The following is a 14,550-nucleotide window of genomic DNA, read 5'->3' on the forward strand; positions in this document are numbered from 1 at the left end:
TTCGCATCCTGCCTTGTGAACCCTCGCAAGATGGTAGCCGTGAACGCCAACCTGTTGACCGGAAGCGCCAATCAGCATGACTGAACCGACCTCCCTCGCCAGCTGGACCCGCGCCCTGCGCAAGCAACTTGATGCGCTGGGCCTCGACAGCACCGCCCTGTGCCACCAGGCGGGGCTCGACCCGCAATTGATGGACGACCCGAACGCCCGTTACCCGTTGTCCGGCACCACGCGCCTGTGGGAAATCGCGGTGCAGGTCAGCGGCGACCCGGCGATCGGCCTGCGGGTGTCACGCTTTGTCAGCCCGACGACGTTTCACGCACTCGGCTATGCGCTTGTGGCCAGCGGCAGTCTGCGGGAAGTGTTCGAGCGCATCGTGCGTTATCACCAAGTGGTCAGTGATGCATTGGAGCTGGAGCTGACCCGCGCCGAAGATCGCTACCGCTTCCGCCTGAAAATCCCGGTCGGCAACCCGGCCCCCGCGTTCGAAGCCATCGACGCCTTCACGGCCATCTACGTGCGCACCTGTCGCAATCGCCTGGGTCGCGAATACGCACCACTGGCGGTTTACCTGCGCCGCCCAGAACCTGCCGATCCGCATCAATGGCACAAAGTGTTTCGCTCACCGGTGTATTTCGCCGCCGACGAGGATCGACTGGAATTCTCCCTCGTGGACTTCGACAGTCACCTGGACGATGCGAACCCGGAACTGGCCGAACACAATGAAGCGGTGCTCAAGCGCACCCTGGCGCAACTCAAACCACTGACCTGGGAACGCAAAGTCCGCGACGCCATAGAAGAGCAATTGCCCGAAGGCGAACCCTCGGCCGAACGCATCGCCCAGGCCTTGCACCTGAGTTTGCGCAGCCTGCAACGGCACCTGGCCGACGAAGGTTGTCGCTTCGACACGCTGCTCAATGAGAGTCGCGAAAACCTGGCGCTGCTGCACCTGCGCGACCCGCAATGCTCGTTGAGTGAGATCAGTTATTTACTGGGATTCGCCGATACCAGCAGCTTCAATCGCGCCTTCAAGCGCTGGACCGGGATGACGCCGGGGCAGTTTCGGGATGGGTTGCGGTGATCAGGTTTTGATGAGGCTACGCTCAATACCTGATGTCCACTGTTCCAGCATCGCGTCACCAACCTCGGCAAAGGCACGATGTGCCTTGATGTAATCAGTCATTTCGCCCATCGCCACATCCATCCCATGAGCGACCTGTTGCAGCAGTTCATTGCAGCGCCCTTCCGTCAGGTTGCAGGCCGAACGACCAAATCGCATCAGCATTTTGTACTTGGGCCATGCCTTCGACCCGCCTAACAGCAATGCCATGCTGTCGGACTTGATGTAAACCGATGTCGTGACGATGTCGTAGGCCGGAGCGAGGCTGATCTGCGCATCAAGAGCGCAATGCTCGTAGAGCACGCCGAAGTTCTTGAGATGCGCGTCGCCATTCTTCAAACCGGACGAAAGTGCGACGATCTTGAAAAAAGATTCAAGCGCCTGGTTGAGCAGCGGCGGGGAGACGAATTCCTTGATTTGCTTCGCAGCACCTTCGTACGACCCATCGTATTTGGCCTTCGACGGCCAGGCATTGAGGACACAGAAATCCTCGAACCCCAGATAACCCTTGTCGTTCAGATCGAAACGTTCGACGACCAGAAATTTGCCGTGCTCGCTGAGTTCAAATTTCGGCACTTCAAGTCCGCAATGCAGCGCGGCCCGCATGCAGAAATATTCGTTGGCCGCGAGTTCGGGGTATTCCTCTGCACGAAACGATTTGACCAGGTGTGTCGCGCCTCGATGGGTCAACCGGTCGACAGTTGTCGCATTGTCCCGGACAAGCACTTTCGGCTGTACGCCTGAAACACCCGAATACTGGCCATAGGTGTGCAGCAGATCATCGAACAAACCCTGTGCACCGTCATGCACCAGAAGATCCGCGAGGCTGGTTTCTGGGGGCCGGTCATTCGAATCTTGCGCGTTCGCAATGCCTACTCGTCCAAGCTGATATGGGCCGACAATCGCCAGCATCGCGAAATCATCGAAGCCCCTGACCGCTTTACTGAATCGACGAACCAACTCATCGCGCAGAGCGCCTTCCGGCAGGTTCATTTCAAAAATCGGGTGTATGCCTTGGTCCCACGTATAACTCTCAAGTCGGACCGGCATGGTCAACGAGACCGCGTTTTGCTCCTGCGCATTTTCGGCGTAGGTAAAGACCGAATCGCCGCGAGGCTGACCCCGACCGAGGGCGCCGACTGCGATTCCAGAAACACTGATGTGCAGCCTTTCTCTCTCTGGATCAGCCATGGAAGTTGACCTGCTTCAGAGAGTCCAGCGTTGGACGCTTCGACTGACGGGGCACGGCAGTGAGCTCATACCCGAAACCATTGAGGATCGCCTCAATCTTGCGCAAACCGATTTCGGAGATGGTGTTGTTCTCGATGCCTGAAATCGTCGAACGGCTCATACCGTACTGTTGCGCCAATTCCTGTTGCGAAAGCTTTCGCTCTTTGCGTAACGACCGAATGAGTCTGCCAAGGTTTTCCATCGCTTAACCTGCATTGTATACCGTGCAATTTTCCACAAAATGTGGATGTGCATTGTATTTAGTGCAGTTTAATGAGTATGTCCAGCTCGTTTTTTAACCAGACTCAAGAACCTACCCGGCCCCGATCCCGCCGCAACAACTTCCGCACCCGCGCCACCAGCTCACTCACGGCAAACGGCTTGAGCAGGTAATCATCCTCATGCAATTCCAACCCGCGCAGGCGATCTTCGATGCCGTCTTTGGTGGTCAAGAAAAGTACCGGCGTGTCGCCGAGCTTGCGGATCTGTTGCTGCAGCTGCCAGCCATTAAGCCCCGGCAGCATCACGTCGAGGATGATCAGTGCGTATTCGCCGGACTCGATGTAGCGGCGGCCGTCCATGCCGTTGAGCGCCACGTCTACCGCATAACTCGCTTCGTTCAGGCCGTTGGCCAGACGTTTGGCGTCTTCGGGTTCGTCTTCCACTAACAGGACACGCATGGCACACCTCGATTATTCAGGAGTACAGGCTAGGCGCGTTCGGGCCGATTGCCCATCACAAACTTCAATACATGCCGCTAGATGGTGACCAGGGCCCGCAAACGCTCAGCGTCCAGAATCTCGATCTCGCCATAGCCCAAACCGATAATCCCCTGCCCCTGCAAGTCCTTGAGGATCTGGTTGGTGGTCTGGCGCGACAGCGAGAGCATCGACGCCAACTGCTCCTGCGGCAGTTGCAGCACGCGGCGTGGCGGATCGATTTCGCCGTATCCTCCGGCGATCATCAGCAAGCGATGCGCCAGTCGGGTCGGGGCGGGCATCAGGCTCAGTTGTTCGAGGTTGATGAAGGTCAGGCGCAGTTTGTGGCTCATCAGCAATGCCAATTGCCGCCAGTACACCGGTTGTTCGTCGAGCAACTTGAGCAAGGTCGCCTGCGGGATGTGCAACAGGGTGCACTGGCCAACGGCGAAGGCATCGTGGGTGCGTGGCTGGTTGTCGAACAGACAGATTTCGCCGAACCAGTGCGGCGGTTCCACCAGGCTCAGCAGCGCTTCCTTGCCCTGCTCGCTGACGGCACCGATGCGTATGGCGCCTTCGAGCACCGCATACAACCCGCACGGCGGATCGCCGCGCTTGAACAACAGTTGCCCCATCGACAGGCGCCGAACCCTGGCCGCTGCCAGCAAACTATCCTGTAAGGAAACAGGGAGATGACTGAACCACTGCCCCATCATCAGGCACGAACGCCAAGCCTGCATATCCATGGAATCTCCTAAAGATTGTCGCCTGCCTGACAGAGCGAGAACAGAACACGGGGCATGATCAATCACCCTACAGGAGGAATAACAATGAAAAGCCTCGTTGACCATCTCAGTCAATACGCCGCATACCATCGCGACCCGCGCAACATTGCCAGCCACTTTATCGGTATCCCGCTGATCGTGGTGGCGGTGGCGGTGTTGTTGTCCCGTCCACAATGGGCCGGGGGCTGGCTTTCGCCGGCGGCGCTGGTGGCATTGGCGTCAGCCTGGTTTTACCTGCGCCTGGAGCTGCGCCTCGGGGTGTTGATGACCGTATTGCTTGGCCTGTGCGTTTGGGCGGGACAGATTCTTGCACAGCAAAGCACGCTGGTGTGGCTGGCGAGCGGCATCGGGATGTTTGTGGTGGGCTGGGCGATCCAGTTTCTCGGTCACCACTATGAAGGGCGCAAACCGGCGTTCGTCGATGACGTGACCGGGTTGATTGTCGGGCCGTTGTTCGTGGTGGTCGAGCTGGCGTTTTTGCTGGGATTGCGTCGGGATCTGAAAGAGCAGATCGAGGCGCGAGTGGGTGGGGTGCGGGTCAATCCGAATCGCGCTGCAGCGTAGGACGTCATCGCGAGCAGGCTCGCTCCCACAATGATGCTTGATAGCTCCCACGCAGAGCGTGGGAGCTATCAGGCAGGAGGGTTAAATATTGGCGAGTTTTTGCCAGACCTTGGGCTTGAAGAACAGCGTCTCGCCCTTCGCCAGACCGATCAGGCTGTCGTGGTCCTTCACCACTTCAGCTTCGATCAGTTCGCTCTGGCCTTCGACCTTCAATGTCACCCGCGTCGTCGCGCCCAACGGACGAATATCACGCACTTCGGCCGCATGATGGTCCTCCAGTTCATGACGCGACAGCGACACTTCATGCGGGCGGAACAGCACGTGGTTGTCTTCGCCCAGATGCAGCCGGTTCGAGTCACCCAGGAAGTGATAGACAAAATCGCTGGCCGGGTTCTCGTAGACGTCGCCCGGTGAACCGATCTGCTCGATCACGCCTTTGTTCATCACCACGATCCGGTCAGCCACTTCCATGGCTTCTTCCTGGTCGTGGGTCACGAATACCGAGGTCAGGTTGATGTCTTCGTGCAACCGCGCCAACCAGCGGCGCAGCTCCTTGCGCACCTTGGCGTCGAGGGCGCCGAAGGGTTCGTCGAGCAGCAGGACTTTCGGTTCCACTGCCAAGGCACGCGCCAGGGCAATACGCTGGCGCTGACCGCCGGAGAGTTGTTCCGGGTAGCGATCCGACAGCCAATCGAGCTGCACCATGTTGAGCAGTTCATGAACCTTCACCGCAATCTGGCTTTCGCTCGGGCGCTGGTTTTTCGGTTTCATGCGCAGGCCGAATGCGACGTTGTCGAACACCGTCATATGGCGGAACAACGCATAGTGCTGGAACACGAAGCCGACGTTGCGATCACGCACGTCATGGCCGGAAACGTCTTCGCCGTGGAAAACGATGCTGCCCTGATCCGGCGTTTCCAGGCCGGCGATGATCCGCAGCAGCGTGGTCTTGCCGCAACCGGACGGGCCGAGCAGCGCCACGAGCTCGCCGCTTTGAATGTCCAGGCTGATGTTGTCCAGCGCCTTGAACGCGTTGAAATTCTTGCTGACGTTACGCACTTCGATCGACATGAATTATTCCTCCGCGGCGCTGGCGCGCAGGCGGTTAATACGGTTTTCGCTCCACTGCTTGAGCAGCAGGATGAAGAGCGCCAGGATCAGCAACAGGCTCGCCACAGCGAACGCGGCCACGTGGTTGTATTCGTTGTAGAGGATCTCGACGTGCAGCGGCAAGGTGTTGGTCACCCCGCGAATGTGCCCGGAAACCACCGACACCGCACCGAACTCACCCATCGCCCGCGCGGTACACAGCACCACGCCGTAAATCAGGCCCCATTTGATATTGGGAACGGTGACGTGCCAGAACATCTGCCAACCATTGGCACCCAGCAGGCGCGCGGCCTCTTCTTCCTGCGTGCCTTGTTCCTGCATCAACGGGATCAGCTCGCGGGCCACGAATGGCACAGTGACAAAAATCGTCGCCAGCACGATGCCCGGCAAGGCGAAGACGATCTGGATGTCGTGATCCTGCAACCACGGACCGAACAGGCCCTGGGCGCCGAACATCAGCACGTAGACCAGACCGGCAATAACCGGCGAGACGGAGAACGGCAGGTCGATCAGCGTCACCAGCATGCTTTTGCCACGGAACGAGTACTTGCTCACGCACCACGCCGCGCTGACGCCAAACACCAGGTTCAGCGGCACCGAAATCAGCACAGCGATCACCGTGAGCTTCAAGGCCGACAAAGCATCCGGCTCAAAGATCGCGGTGAAAAACGCACCCAAGCCAAGCTTCAGGCCCTGGGACACCACGATGAACAGCGGCAATAACAAAAACAGCGCAAAAATCAGCCAGCCGAGGCCGATCAGGATTCGCCGCGAAGTGGCACTGCCACGGCGGGCGGCATTGGCCGAGGAAGCGGCCGCAATAGACGATTGGGACATTGTTCGCGCCTCCTTATGGGGTTTCGATACGGCGTTGCAGCAAGTTGATCAGCAGCAACAGGACGAAGGAAACCACCAGCATCAGTACACCAATGGAGGTGGCGCCGGTGTAATCGTACTGGTCGAGCTTGACCATAATCAGCAGCGGCAGGATCTCGGTTTTCATCGGCATGTTACCGGCGATGAAGATCACCGAACCGTACTCGCCGACCCCACGGGCAAAGGCCAACGCGAACCCGGTGAGCCAGGCCGGAAGCAGTGCCGGCACCAGGATATGGCGGAAAACCTGCAACGGTTTTGCACCCAGGCACGCGGCCGCTTCTTCCACTTCTCGAGGGATATCAGCCAATACTGGCTGTACGGTACGTACTACGAATGGAAGCGTCACAAAAGTGAGGGCAAGGGTGATGCCGAGGGGGGTATACGCAATCTTGAAACCCAGGTCCGCTGCAAACTGACCGACCAAACCGGTGGGGGTGTACAGCGCGGTCAGCGCGATACCGGCCACCGCAGTGGGCAATGCGAAGGGCAAGTCGATCATCGCGTCGATGATCTTGCGACCGGGGAACGTGTAACGCACCAGCACCCACGCCAGCAGCGTGCCGATGATGCCGTTGATGATCGCGGCATAGAGCGCGGTGCCGAAGCTCAGCTTCAACGCCGCCAGCACCCGTGGCGCCGAGATAATCGCCCAGAACTGTTCCCAGGTGAGTTGAGCGGCATGCACGAACATCGCCGCCAGTGGAATGAGCACAATCAGGCTGAGGTACACCAAGGTGTAGCCCAGCGTCAGCCCGAAGCCGGGTATGACGGGGGAGATACGACGCGACATAAAAGTCCTTGGTTGAGAACGCGCAAAGCCCCGACGCATGAATCGGGGCTCGTTGATGGCTTATTTCAGGTTACTGCGCCTGATAAATCTGGTCGAAAACGCCACCGTCATTGAAGAATTTCGGCTGTGCGGTTTTCCACCCGCCGAAGTCCTTGTCGATGGTCACCAGGTCCAGTGTCGGGAACTGCTTGCTGTACTTGGCGGCCACATCCTTGTCACGTGGACGATAGAAGTTTTTCGCTGCAATTTCCTGGCCTGCCGGGCTGTACAGGTGCTTGAGGTACGCTTCGGCGATTTCGGTGTTGCCTTTTTTCTCGGCGTTTTTATCGACCAAGGCAACCGGCGGTTCGGCCAGGATCGACAGCGAAGGCACAACGATTTCGAATTTGTCGGCGCCGCCGTCTTCTTTCAACGCCAGGAACGCTTCGTTTTCCCAGGCCAGCAACACGTCGCCCTGACCGTTGTTGACGAAGGTAATGGTCGAACCGCGAGCACCGGTGTCCAGCACAGGCACGTGCTTGAACAGGGTTTGCACGTATTCCTTGGCTTTGGCTTCGTTACCGCCGTTGGCTTTCAGGCCATAGGCCCAAGCCGCGAGGAAATTCCAGCGCGCACCGCCCGAGGTTTTCGGATTCGGGGTGATGACCGACACGTCGTTCTTGACCAGATCGCCCCAGTCCTTGATGCCTTTAGGGTTGCCCTTGCGCACCAGGAACACGATGGTCGAGGTGTAAGGCGTGCTCGCCTCGGGAAGACGCTTCTGCCAGTCGATCGGCAGGGTCTTGCCGAGCTTGGCGATTTCGTCGATGTCACCGGCCAGGGCCAGCGTCACTACGTCGGCGCGCAGACCGTCGATCACAGCACGGCCTTGCTTGCCCGAGCCGCCGTGGGATTGCTGGATTTTCACCGAGTCGCCAGCGTGATCTTTCTGCCAGAACTTGACGAATTCGGCGTTGTAATCCTGGTACAGCTCACGGGTCGGGTCATACGACACGTTGAGCAATTCGTAATCCTTGGCAACCGCGGAACCAGCAAAAAGGGCACTGGCCAAGGCGGCCAAAGCGAATTGACGAATCGACGACATGGTGAAAGCTCCTGGAATTCTGATTGTGTTGGCTTTTTTTATGGTGTGCTGGAATCGGGTTGCCGGTGGTTTAGCTCGGTTTGTTGCTCGGATTCTGCAAACGGAATTTCTCTTTGCGTTCGATCTGGACTACCTGTGCGTTGTGCACGGTAATTTCCACGGCGCCAAAGCGCAGATCGCGCAGTGCACTCTGGATCTCACGCAAGATGGTGGCTTCGTCTTGACCGTCAACGCTACGTAGGGATGCGCTCATGGTGCTGCTCCTTAGACTGAGAGATTGCCTGGCAGCGAGGGCACTGCTTGCGGCGTGAGAGCAATAGTAGAGACGCGCGGATATTCTTAAAAAGACTATTTAAGAATGTTTATATAACCAGAAACGATTTTCTGACAGGACAAGGGCTTGGGAACGATTGGTTGCTTGAAAAGCAAAAGATCGCAGCCTCGTTTCACTCGACAGCTCCTACTGGAGTACGGATTTCCATGTAGGAGCTGTCGAGTGAAACGAGGCTGCGATCTTTTTCGGCTTAACGAATTTCCGGCGCGTGAGCCCAATCCAGTTGTTGGTCCGGCACCGGACGCCCGAACCAGTAGCCCTGCCCCAGATTACAGTCCTGCTCGAGCAGGAAGCGCGCCTGCTCGACCTGCTCGATCCCCTCGGCATGCACCTGCATCCCCATGCTTCGCGCCAGCGCGATAATCACCCGCACGATGGCCGCGTCATCCTCATCCCACGGCAGACCGGCGACAAAGCCCTGATCGATCTTGAGCTTCTGCACCGGTAAACGCTTGAGTCGCAACAACGACGAATAGCCGGTGCCGAAGTCATCGATGGCTAACCGCACACCCAATTCGCGCAAGCGATGCATCTGCTCCAGGGCCACTTCAGGATCGTCCATCACTGCGCTTTCAGTGACTTCCAGCTCCAGATACGCCGGATCCAGCCCGGTCTCGCGCAGCACCTGAGCCACCTGTTGATACAACTCACGACGGGCAAACAAACGGGATGAAACATTCACCGCGACAAATGACAACGCCACACCCGCGGCTTGCCAGCGGCACATCTGCTCACAGGCCTGACGCATGACCCAGGCATCGATCGCGGCAATCAGCCCGGTGCGCTCGGCAATGGGGATGAACTCTGCCGGCGACACCAACCCGCGCTGCGGATGTTGCCAGCGAACCAGCGCCTCGACGCCGATCAGGCGACTGGACTTGAGGTCGTGCACCGGCTGGTAGTAAACCCGTAGCTCTTGCTGCTCCAGGGCGCGGCGCAGCTCGAAACCGATTTCCACTCGCTGCTGGGCGTGCGCGGTCAATTCTTCGGTGTACAAGGCGTAGCCATCGCGACCCGCGCTCTTGGCCTTGAACAGCGCTGAATCGGCGTTTCGCAATAGCTGCTCGGCGCTCAAGGCATCACTGGGAAACAGGCTGATGCCAATGCTGGCGTTGACAAAGAGCCGATGCCCCTCGATATGAAGCGGCTCACGCAGTTCATCGATGATTCGCTGGGCCAGTGACCCGGCGTGCACCAGTTGTGGACAACTCTCGGCGAGCACGGCGAACTCGTCCCCGCCCAGGCGTGCCAGGGTAATGCCCGGGTCGAGCAGGGCTTTCAAGCGCTCAGCCACAGCCTTGAGCAATTGGTCGCCGATCGTGTGCCCGAGGCCGTCGTTGATCATCTTGAAGTGATCCAGATCGATCAGTAGCAACGCGCAACCGCGCTTGTGCAGTTGCGCCGACGCCAGGGCCTGCTCGGCACGGTCGGTGAAAAGCAAACGGTTCGGCAGCGTGGTCAGCGGATCGTGGCTGGCCAGGTACTTGAGTTCATGCTCGGAATTCTTGATCGCACTGATGTCTGAAAACACAGCGACGTATTGGCTGAGTTGGCGCTGCTCGTCGCGAATGATGCGGATGGTCTGCCATTGCGGGTAAATCTCGCCGCTTTTACGCCGGTTCCAGATTTCCCCACTCCACTCACCGGTGCCGTCCAGGGTGGCAAACATCTGCTGATAGAACGCTGGCGGGTGATGACCAGACTTGAACATGTTCGGGCGCTGGCCCAGCACTTCTTCGCGCTGATAGCCGGTAATTTCCATGAACGCCCGGTTCACGTGGACGATCAGGCCTTTGCTGTCAGTGACAAGCACACCTTCGCGGGTGCAATCGAACACCGCGGCCGCCTGACGCAAGCGCTCGCGGTCTTCACTGCGCTCGCGCAATTTGGCGCCGATCCCCAGGCAGCGGAACAAACGCGCTCGGGCAATGAAGATCAGCCCCGCACTGAACGCCACCCAGAGGTAACCGTTGATCAGTTGCCATCGCAGTAACTCAGTGGAGTTATCGAAGAAACTGTTCAATAGCTGGCCGCTAAACTGGAGCCAGACGACGGAAAGCACCAGGTAAAGCAGCGCAGCACGCAAGGCATCGCGATATGTGGCAGACATTCGACGGTCCATGTCCCTACAAATTGGTTGGAATTATATGCCAAAGAAACATCCAGCCACTCTTATCTGAAAGGGCGACTGGTTTTATCTGTGGGCTTAGTGATAATGCAACGGCTGTTTTTTTCTTTATCGAGGGCCCTATAGCCTATGTGGTACGAAGGTTTTCTCGGCTTGTCGCCCTGGTCACTGGTGGCAGTCACCCTGCTGATGACCCATGTCACGATTGTCGGCGTCACGGTCTATCTGCATCGTTATTCAGCCCATCGCTCGCTCGAGCTCAATGCTGGCCTGAAACATTTTTTCCGCTTCTGGCTGTGGCTGACCACGGCGCAGAACACCCGCGAGTGGACGGCTATCCACCGCAAGCATCACGCCAAATGCGAAACAGTCGATGACCCGCACAGCCCGGTCATCAAGGGCCTGTCCACGGTTCTGCGCAAAGGTGCCGAACTGTACCGCGCCGAAGCGGAAAACCCGGAGACCCTGCGCATCTACGGCAAAAACTGCCCCGAAGACTGGATCGAACGCAACCTTTACAGCCGCTACCCGCTGCTGGGCGTTGGAATCATGGCGCTCATCGACCTCATGCTGTTCGGCACCATCGGCATCACCATCTGGGCGATCCAGATGATGTGGATCCCGGTGTGGGCCGCCGGCGTGGTCAACGGCCTGGGTCATGCCATCGGCTACCGCAACTTCGAATGCCGTGACGCGGCGACCAATCTGGTGCCATGGGGCATCCTGATCGGCGGCGAAGAACTGCATAACAATCATCACACCTATCCTAATTCGGCAAAATTGTCGGTGAAGAAGTGGGAGTTCGACCTCGGCTGGGCCTGGATCCAGGTCTTCAGTTTCTTCCGTCTGGCCAAGGTCCAGCGGGTTGCGCCGATTGCCCACCGCGTGGAGGGTAAAGGCAGCCTGGACATGGACACTGCCATGGCCATCCTTAACAACCGTTTCCAGATCATGGCCCAGTACCGCAAACTGGTCATCGCGCCGCTGGTCAAGCAAGAACTGGAAAAGGTCGATCACTCGGTCCGTCACCAGTTCCACCGCGCCAAGCGCCTGCTTTCGCGGGAAACCAGCCTGCTGGATGAAAAACACCACGTGCGCATCCAGACCATGCTCGAGCACAGTCAGGCGCTGAAGGTAATTTACGAGAAACGCCTGGCCTTGCAGCAGATCTGGGTCAAGACCAGCTCAAATGGTCACGACATGCTGGCCGCCATCAAGGACTGGGTTCACGAGGCTGAAGCCAGCGGGATTCAGTCCCTGCGTGACTTCGCCGACCAGTTGAAGACCTACTCCCTGCGCCCCGCCGCTGCCTGACGCCGTTGATCGGTGCGCCCCGTTCGCGGGCGCACCCTCAGGAACTTCGTTCCAAATCGCCTATCTCAAAGACACTTCGCCACCCCCGGCGGGCTTCGTTGTCGCCGCGTTCGAACCTCGAGCGGCCCATGCCCTTTGAGATTTGTCCCAATGGTCCCTAAAAACCTGCACGACTCATCGCTCACACAATCACCCGACACCGCGCAAACCCTGATGGCGCTGATGCATGCCCAGGGCGAAGTCGCCAGACTGAGCGAACGCGAACAGCTGTTCAGCTCGCTGCTGGTGAGCGTCAACGCGGTGCTTTGGGCCTTCAATTGGGAAACCCGCCAGGTGCTCTATGTCAGCCCGGCCTATGAGCGCCTTTTCGGCCGATCCGCAGGCCTGTTGCTGTCCGATTACAACCAATGGCGCGACAGTATTTACCCCGATGATCTGGAGTACGCCGAGCGCAGCCTGGCCGAAGTACTGGAGAAAGGGGCCGTTGAAGACCGCGAGTACCGCATCATCGCCGCCGACGGCCAGGTGCGCTGGATCAGCGACAAGTGCTTCATCAATCGCCAGGCCGAACCGGGCCAACCGGTGATCATCGTCGGCATCGCCGAGGACATCACGGAAAAGAAACGAATGGAGGCGGAATTGCAGCGACTGGCCACCACCGATGTGCTGACTCAAAGCAGCAACCGACGCCACTTCTTCGAATGCGCTCAGCACGAGTTTGCGCAAGCGTGCAAGCAAGGCGCGCCGATGGCGTTCCTGCTGCTCGACATTGATGATTTCAAATTAGTGAACGACACCTACGGCCATCAAACCGGCGACATCGTGCTGCAACGAATCGCCGAGAGTGGTCGTGCCGCATTACGCCGGGGCGATCTGTTCGGGCGAATCGGTGGGGAGGAGTTCGCCGCTGTCTTCCCGGGCTGCGCCCCTGACATGGCCATGCAAGTGGCCGAACGCCTGCAGCGGATGATTCAACAGTTGAGCTTCAGTCATGACGACAAGACGTTCGGTATCACTGTCAGCCAGGGCCTGACCAGCCTGACCGCGGAAGACCAAAGCCTCGACGGTCTTTACGCCCGCGCGGATGCCGCGATGTATGAAGCCAAGCGCCAGGGCAAAAACCGCATCATCTCCGGCTGATCCCAACCTCAGGCGAAACACAAACCAATGTGGGAGCGAGCTTGCTCGCGATAGCGGACTATCAGCCAACATCAATGTTGGATGTGACGCCCTCATCGCGAGCAAGCTCGCTCCCACAGGGTTATGTGTAGTGCTTATTTTTTGCGCAAGCGCATCAACTCCGGCAGCCCGATCTTGAGTAGCCGCGCCGTTCGGCTCTTGGCCAACGCCTCGATGCCCTCATGCTCAGTCAGACGCGCCAATTGCGCCGCCATGTTCATCACCAAGGCCTCGCGGGAGTAAACCCCGCCACCGAGCTGGTAGACCGCTGCAATCAGCTCTCGCAACTCCAGCGGCAGACGCCAGCGCGTGCGCAAGGCCGAACCGTACGCTGCGCCGAACTCGGCCAGGGCATCCCCAACCTCCTCCCACTCATCCAGCTCACCGCCGGCCTGCTTCCATTCCTGCAAACACCTCAACAGCGCCAGATCGCCGAGGCAGTGCAATATGCCCGCGCAGTAACAGCGTTCCTGATCCAGATCGAGCAAGCGCGCCAGCGTCCGCGCGTATTCAGCGGTGTGCAGCGACAGGTCCCAATAACGCTCGGCGTAGTCGGCCAGAAATGGATCGCTGAGACGGGCGCTGCGTTTGAGCGCCAGCCCCAGTATCAGGTTCATGCTTTGCGCGGTGCCCAAGCGGTGCAACGCCTGGCCCAAGGTCTGGACCGGATCGCCAAGGTGCTGCGCCGCGCTGTTGGCTGCCGCGATCAGCACCGCGGTGATCTGTGGGTCGGTGCGGATTTCGCCTTCCAGGCGGTTAAGGTCCAGGCCATTGGGATTGAGGCTGCGGTTAACCGCCACCTGCACGTCGGTCATCAGCGGCGCACCCTCCGCCAGTTCACGACGCCGCTCCAGGTACACCGACAAAGTCATGCCTGGCGCCAGCGTTTGCACCTCACAGGCCACCTCCTCCCCAGCATTCACCAGCAAGTCCTGCAGGCGATGGGTCAGGCTTTCCATGTTCAGGGGTTTGGTCAGGTACGCCGCAGGCGCCAGGGGCAGTGCTTCACGCACGCTGGCGCTGTCGTTGCGACTGCTCATCAGGATGAAGGGCAGCGGTGGATTGCGCTTGCGTTGGCGCACGTTGCGCAAGACATTCAGGCCATCGATACCAGGCAGCTCCCAATCGACGATCACCAGATCGTAGGGATTGTCCGCCAGGAGGCGCAACGCTTCCTGGCCATCGGCGCACAGGTCCAACCGTGCGTCGCAGCGCACATTCAACAACACATGCTTGAGCAGGTCGCGAGACCAGGGGTCGGCCTCGGCAATCAGCACACGCGGTACAGCCGGTAATACCACAGCGGTCATCTGCACGCTCCCTTTGCGATGCTTG

15 protein-coding genes are annotated in these 14,550 nt (G+C 59.0%); 4 read left to right on the top strand and 11 right to left on the bottom strand.

The genetic code is table 11. The features are described 5' to 3' along the window. The first annotated feature begins 76 nt into the window (after nucleotides 1–76). Complete coding sequence (locus tag HNR03_RS28350; protein WP_259157421.1) at nucleotides 77–1,081, top strand: AraC family transcriptional regulator; 1,005 nt, start codon at nucleotides 77–79, stop codon at nucleotides 1,079–1,081. Here the strand turns inward: HNR03_RS28350 and HNR03_RS28355 are convergent, their stop codons facing one another. The 4 genes from HNR03_RS28355 to HNR03_RS28370 form a co-directional block, all read right to left on the bottom strand. Continuing rightward, nucleotides 1,082–2,311, bottom strand: coding sequence for a type II toxin-antitoxin system HipA family toxin (locus HNR03_RS28355; RefSeq protein WP_259157424.1), 1,230 nt, complete (start codon nucleotides 2,309–2,311; stop codon nucleotides 1,082–1,084). Then, nucleotides 2,304–2,552 carry a helix-turn-helix domain-containing protein gene (locus HNR03_RS28360; RefSeq protein WP_259157426.1) on the bottom strand — a complete coding sequence of 83 codons (249 nt, stop codon included), beginning with the start codon at nucleotides 2,550–2,552 and terminating at the stop codon, nucleotides 2,304–2,306. Before HNR03_RS28360 ends, HNR03_RS28355 begins: the two co-directional genes overlap by 8 nt. Nucleotides 2,553–2,655: 103 nt before the next feature. Beyond that, nucleotides 2,656–3,030: a response regulator gene (locus tag HNR03_RS28365; protein ID WP_259157427.1), complete on the bottom strand. Its 375-nt coding sequence runs from the start codon at nucleotides 3,028–3,030 to the stop codon at nucleotides 2,656–2,658. A gap of 77 nt (nucleotides 3,031–3,107) precedes the next feature. Then, complete coding sequence (locus HNR03_RS28370) at nucleotides 3,108–3,794, bottom strand: Crp/Fnr family transcriptional regulator (RefSeq protein ID WP_259157428.1); 687 nt, start codon at nucleotides 3,792–3,794, stop codon at nucleotides 3,108–3,110. 84 nt (nucleotides 3,795–3,878) lie between these two features. On the opposite strand from HNR03_RS28370, the gene HNR03_RS28375 reads away from it, so the two are divergent. Beyond that, complete coding sequence (locus HNR03_RS28375; protein ID WP_259157429.1) at nucleotides 3,879–4,397, top strand: DUF962 domain-containing protein; 519 nt, start codon at nucleotides 3,879–3,881, stop codon at nucleotides 4,395–4,397. An 81-nt stretch (nucleotides 4,398–4,478) separates the two neighbouring features. Here the strand turns inward: HNR03_RS28375 and HNR03_RS28380 are convergent, their stop codons facing one another. The 6 genes from HNR03_RS28380 to dibA form a co-directional block, all read right to left on the bottom strand. Beyond that, the gene (locus HNR03_RS28380; RefSeq protein WP_090177086.1) at nucleotides 4,479–5,468 is read right to left on the bottom strand and encodes a sulfate/molybdate ABC transporter ATP-binding protein; all 990 of its coding nucleotides are present in this window, start codon (nucleotides 5,466–5,468) and stop codon (nucleotides 4,479–4,481) included. 3 nt (nucleotides 5,469–5,471) lie between these two features. Beyond that, on the bottom strand, nucleotides 5,472–6,344 hold the full coding sequence (gene cysW / locus HNR03_RS28385) for a sulfate ABC transporter permease subunit CysW (RefSeq protein ID WP_046031356.1): 873 nt from the start codon (nucleotides 6,342–6,344) through the stop codon (nucleotides 5,472–5,474). A 13-nt stretch (nucleotides 6,345–6,357) separates the two neighbouring features. After that, entirely contained in the window at nucleotides 6,358–7,176 is an 819-nt protein-coding gene (gene cysT, locus HNR03_RS28390; protein ID WP_208670587.1) for a sulfate ABC transporter permease subunit CysT, read from the bottom strand. Nucleotides 7,177–7,246: 70 nt separating this feature from the next. After that, a complete protein-coding gene (locus HNR03_RS28395; protein ID WP_259157431.1) occupies nucleotides 7,247–8,260 on the bottom strand; it encodes a sulfate ABC transporter substrate-binding protein in 1,014 nt (337 codons plus the stop codon). Nucleotides 8,261–8,330: 70 nt separating this feature from the next. Then, on the bottom strand, nucleotides 8,331–8,513 hold the full coding sequence (gene oscA, locus HNR03_RS28400) for a sulfur starvation response protein OscA (protein WP_007945260.1): 183 nt from the start codon (nucleotides 8,511–8,513) through the stop codon (nucleotides 8,331–8,333). A gap of 271 nt (nucleotides 8,514–8,784) precedes the next feature. Next, entirely contained in the window at nucleotides 8,785–10,704 is a 1,920-nt protein-coding gene (gene dibA / locus HNR03_RS28405; protein WP_259157433.1) for a phosphodiesterase DibA, read from the bottom strand. A gap of 147 nt (nucleotides 10,705–10,851) precedes the next feature. Between dibA and desA the strand changes: the two genes are divergently transcribed. Beyond that, nucleotides 10,852–12,036 (top strand): delta-9 fatty acid desaturase DesA, encoded by a 1,185-nt coding sequence (gene desA / locus HNR03_RS28410; protein ID WP_259157434.1) that lies wholly within the window; start codon nucleotides 10,852–10,854, stop codon nucleotides 12,034–12,036. A gap of 150 nt (nucleotides 12,037–12,186) precedes the next feature. Next, on the top strand, nucleotides 12,187–13,176 hold the full coding sequence (locus HNR03_RS28415) for a sensor domain-containing diguanylate cyclase (RefSeq protein ID WP_222589286.1): 990 nt from the start codon (nucleotides 12,187–12,189) through the stop codon (nucleotides 13,174–13,176). A gap of 134 nt (nucleotides 13,177–13,310) precedes the next feature. Here HNR03_RS28415 and HNR03_RS28420 read toward each other — a convergent pair whose 3' ends face one another. Then, nucleotides 13,311–14,525: a response regulator gene (locus tag HNR03_RS28420; RefSeq protein ID WP_222589285.1), complete on the bottom strand. Its 1,215-nt coding sequence runs from the start codon at nucleotides 14,523–14,525 to the stop codon at nucleotides 13,311–13,313. Between the last annotated feature and the right edge of the window lie 25 nt (nucleotides 14,526–14,550).

This window comes from Pseudomonas sp. JAI111 (assembly GCF_024809425.1).
GTDB lineage: Bacteria > Pseudomonadota > Gammaproteobacteria > Pseudomonadales > Pseudomonadaceae > Aquipseudomonas.

What these genes read in the sequence shown, in the direction of transcription:
- HNR03_RS28350 (WP_259157421.1), top strand. Translation starts at nt 77, where the DNA reads ATGACTGAACCGACCTCCCTCGCCAGCTGGACCCGCGCCCTGCGCAAG.
- HNR03_RS28355 (WP_259157424.1), bottom strand. Translation starts at nt 2,311, where the DNA reads ATGGCTGATCCAGAGAGAGAAAGGCTGCACATCAGTGTTTCTGGAATC.
- HNR03_RS28360 (WP_259157426.1), bottom strand. Translation starts at nt 2,552, where the DNA reads ATGGAAAACCTTGGCAGACTCATTCGGTCGTTACGCAAAGAGCGAAAG.
- HNR03_RS28365 (WP_259157427.1), bottom strand. Translation starts at nt 3,030, where the DNA reads ATGCGTGTCCTGTTAGTGGAAGACGAACCCGAAGACGCCAAACGTCTG.
- HNR03_RS28370 (WP_259157428.1), bottom strand. Translation starts at nt 3,794, where the DNA reads ATGGATATGCAGGCTTGGCGTTCGTGCCTGATGATGGGGCAGTGGTTC.
- HNR03_RS28375 (WP_259157429.1), top strand. Translation starts at nt 3,879, where the DNA reads ATGAAAAGCCTCGTTGACCATCTCAGTCAATACGCCGCATACCATCGC.
- HNR03_RS28380 (WP_090177086.1), bottom strand. Translation starts at nt 5,468, where the DNA reads ATGTCGATCGAAGTGCGTAACGTCAGCAAGAATTTCAACGCGTTCAAG.
- cysW (WP_046031356.1), bottom strand. Translation starts at nt 6,344, where the DNA reads ATGTCCCAATCGTCTATTGCGGCCGCTTCCTCGGCCAATGCCGCCCGC.
- cysT (WP_208670587.1), bottom strand. Translation starts at nt 7,176, where the DNA reads ATGTCGCGTCGTATCTCCCCCGTCATACCCGGCTTCGGGCTGACGCTG.
- HNR03_RS28395 (WP_259157431.1), bottom strand. Translation starts at nt 8,260, where the DNA reads ATGTCGTCGATTCGTCAATTCGCTTTGGCCGCCTTGGCCAGTGCCCTT.
- oscA (WP_007945260.1), bottom strand. Translation starts at nt 8,513, where the DNA reads ATGAGCGCATCCCTACGTAGCGTTGACGGTCAAGACGAAGCCACCATC.
- dibA (WP_259157433.1), bottom strand. Translation starts at nt 10,704, where the DNA reads ATGTCTGCCACATATCGCGATGCCTTGCGTGCTGCGCTGCTTTACCTG.
- desA (WP_259157434.1), top strand. Translation starts at nt 10,852, where the DNA reads ATGTGGTACGAAGGTTTTCTCGGCTTGTCGCCCTGGTCACTGGTGGCA.
- HNR03_RS28415 (WP_222589286.1), top strand. Translation starts at nt 12,187, where the DNA reads ATGGTCCCTAAAAACCTGCACGACTCATCGCTCACACAATCACCCGAC.
- HNR03_RS28420 (WP_222589285.1), bottom strand. Translation starts at nt 14,525, where the DNA reads ATGACCGCTGTGGTATTACCGGCTGTACCGCGTGTGCTGATTGCCGAG.